The organism is Fundidesulfovibrio sp. (assembly GCF_058402725.1).
Genome location: NZ_JBZVFJ010000290.1, coordinates 1 through 2,176, shown reverse-complemented (window position 1 = coordinate 2,176; position 2,176 = coordinate 1). Strand labels below are relative to the sequence as shown.

Here is a 2,176-nt window from a genome sequence, read left to right as displayed (position 1 = left end):
GTCACGCGCCGGGGGGCCCTGGAGGACCTGGCCTTCCCCATCCGCCTGGAGGGCGGGCAGGCCCACATGGTGATGGCCCGGCCCGACGACGAGGCCCTGCGCGCCCGCCTGGAGCACCTGTTCTGCGGGCGCGTTGCGACCTACGCCTGCCACGCCCGGGGCATCCGCAAGGCCGTGGAGTCCTGCCTCCCCGTGGAGCAGCCGGACGCCCCCTCCCCGGAGGTGCCCGCGCAGACAGCGCGCGCGGCCAAGGCGCTGGCCCGCCTGGCCCCGGGCGCGCGCGGGCGCGACCCCTCCGAGGATGCCGAGGTGGCGGCGCTCCTGCGCGCTGTGCTGGACGACCTGGCCGGCCCCGCGCGCGGCGGCCGGGCCTCGGACATCCACCTGGAACCCTGCGAGCGGTTCTTCCGCGTGCGCAGCCGCGTGGACGGCATCATGCGGCCCGGCCACGAGCTGCCCCCCGCAGTGGGGCGCGCGCTGTCGCGGCGCGTCAAGGCCCTGGCGGGCATCGACCCGGACCCGGCCCCCCACCCGCGCGACGGGGCCATCGCCTGCAACCTGGTGGACGGCCGCCCCCTGGACATGCGCGTCTCCGCGCTGCCCGCGCTCCACGGCGAGAAGATCGTGCTGCGCCTGCTGGACAAGGGCGGGGCGGGTCTCTCCCTGGAGGACCTGGGCCTGCCCCCGCGCGACCTGGAGGTGTTCACCAAGGCCATCGACGCTCCGAATGGTCTCGTGCTGGTCACCGGCCCCACGGGCTCGGGCAAGACCACAACGCTCTACGCGGCCCTGGGGCGGCTCAACACGACCCGGGTGAACATCCTCACCGCCGAGGACCCGGTGGAGTACCGCCTGGAGGGCGTCACCCAGACCCCTTGCCCGGGCGGCGAGGGGCTCACCTTCGCCCAGGCCCTGCGCGCCTTCCTGCGCCAGGACCCGGACATCGTCATGGTGGGTGAAATCCGCGACCTGGAGACGGCCGACACGGCCGTGAAGGCCGCCATGACCGGCCACCTGGTGCTCTCCACCCTGCACACCAACGACGCCCCCGGGGCCGTGAGCCGCCTGGCCCACATGGGCGTGCCCGCCCATCTGCTGGCCGGGGCGCGGCTCACGGTGGCGGCCCAGCGCCTGCTGCGCCGCGTCTGCCCGGACTGCGCCCGGGAGACGGACCCGCCCCGCAACCTGCCAGGCCTGGAGACGCCGCCGCCCGGCGCGGTGTTCCGCCGGGGCGCGGGGTGCGAAGCCTGCCGGGGGTCGGGCTACCGGGGACGCGTGGGCGTCTACGAGGTCTTCAGCGTGGACGAGGCCATGGAGCGCCTCATCCTGGAAGGAGCCCCGGACGCGGCCATCCGCCGCGCCGCCGAGGCCTCGGGCATGACCACCCTGCGCCGGGCCGCCCTGGAGCGCCTGGCCCGGGGGTTGACCACGGCGGAGGAGGTGCTCCGCGTCACCCTGGAGACGTGAGGGCAAGGCCATGGACATGGAATGGATCAAGACTCTCGGCTATCTGCTCTTTTTCGGAGGGGTTTTCGCGGCGGCGTGGTTCGCGCTGCCCAGGCCCTCGGTGGTCAGGCAGCAGGACGCCCCCCGCGACGAGGAGGATCTGGCGGGCGAGAGCGCGGGGCTCGCGGGGCTTGCGCGCCCCTTCACCCAGCCCCTGGCCGCCCCTCTGGCCCCGTTCGTCCCCGCGAGCTACCGCGAAACCGTGAAGGCCATGCTCACCACGGCGGGCATAGAGCGCAAGGTCTCGCCCGAGGAGTTCGCGGCCTTCCAGGTGGCGATGCTGGGCTTTTTCTGTCTGCTGGGCTGGCTCTTCAAGCCGACCTTCTCCATGGTCCTGGGGTTCGGGGTGCTGGGCGCGCTCTACCCCTGGTGGTGGCTTGTGGACCGCAAGACCGCTCGCCAGAAGGCCGTCACGGCCGCCATGCCCGACTGCGTGGACATGCTGGCCCTTTCCACGGCCTCGGGCCTGGACTTCCTGGCGGGCATCCGGCGCATCTGCGACCTGAGCGCCTCCCGCGACCCCTTCATCGCCGAGCTGCACATCGCCTACCAGAACATCAAGCTGGGCATGTCCACCGAGGACGCCCTGAAGACCATGGCCCGGCGCGTGGACACCCCCGAGATGCCCGCCTTCGGCTCCATCCTCCTCTAGTCCCAGAAGATGGGCGCG

The 2,176-nt window shown here is 73.5% G+C and carries 2 protein-coding genes; both read left to right on the top strand.

Going from position 1 to position 2,176, the window contains the following annotated elements:
• A partial coding sequence (locus ACV4UX_RS18820; RefSeq protein ID WP_491594816.1) for a GspE/PulE family protein occupies nt 1-1,467 on the top strand: 1,467 nt, incomplete at its 5' end.
• 10 nt (nt 1,468-1,477) lie between these two features.
• Entirely contained in the window at nt 1,478-2,158 is a 681-nt protein-coding gene (locus ACV4UX_RS18815; RefSeq protein WP_491594815.1) for a type II secretion system F family protein, read from the top strand.
• Nucleotides 2,159-2,176: the final 18 nt, after the last annotated feature.

Excerpts from the sequence above, each read along its gene's own strand:
- ACV4UX_RS18815 (WP_491594815.1), top strand. The coding sequence starts at position 1,478 with ATGGACATGGAATGGATCAAGACTCTCGGCTATCTGCTCTTTTTCGGA.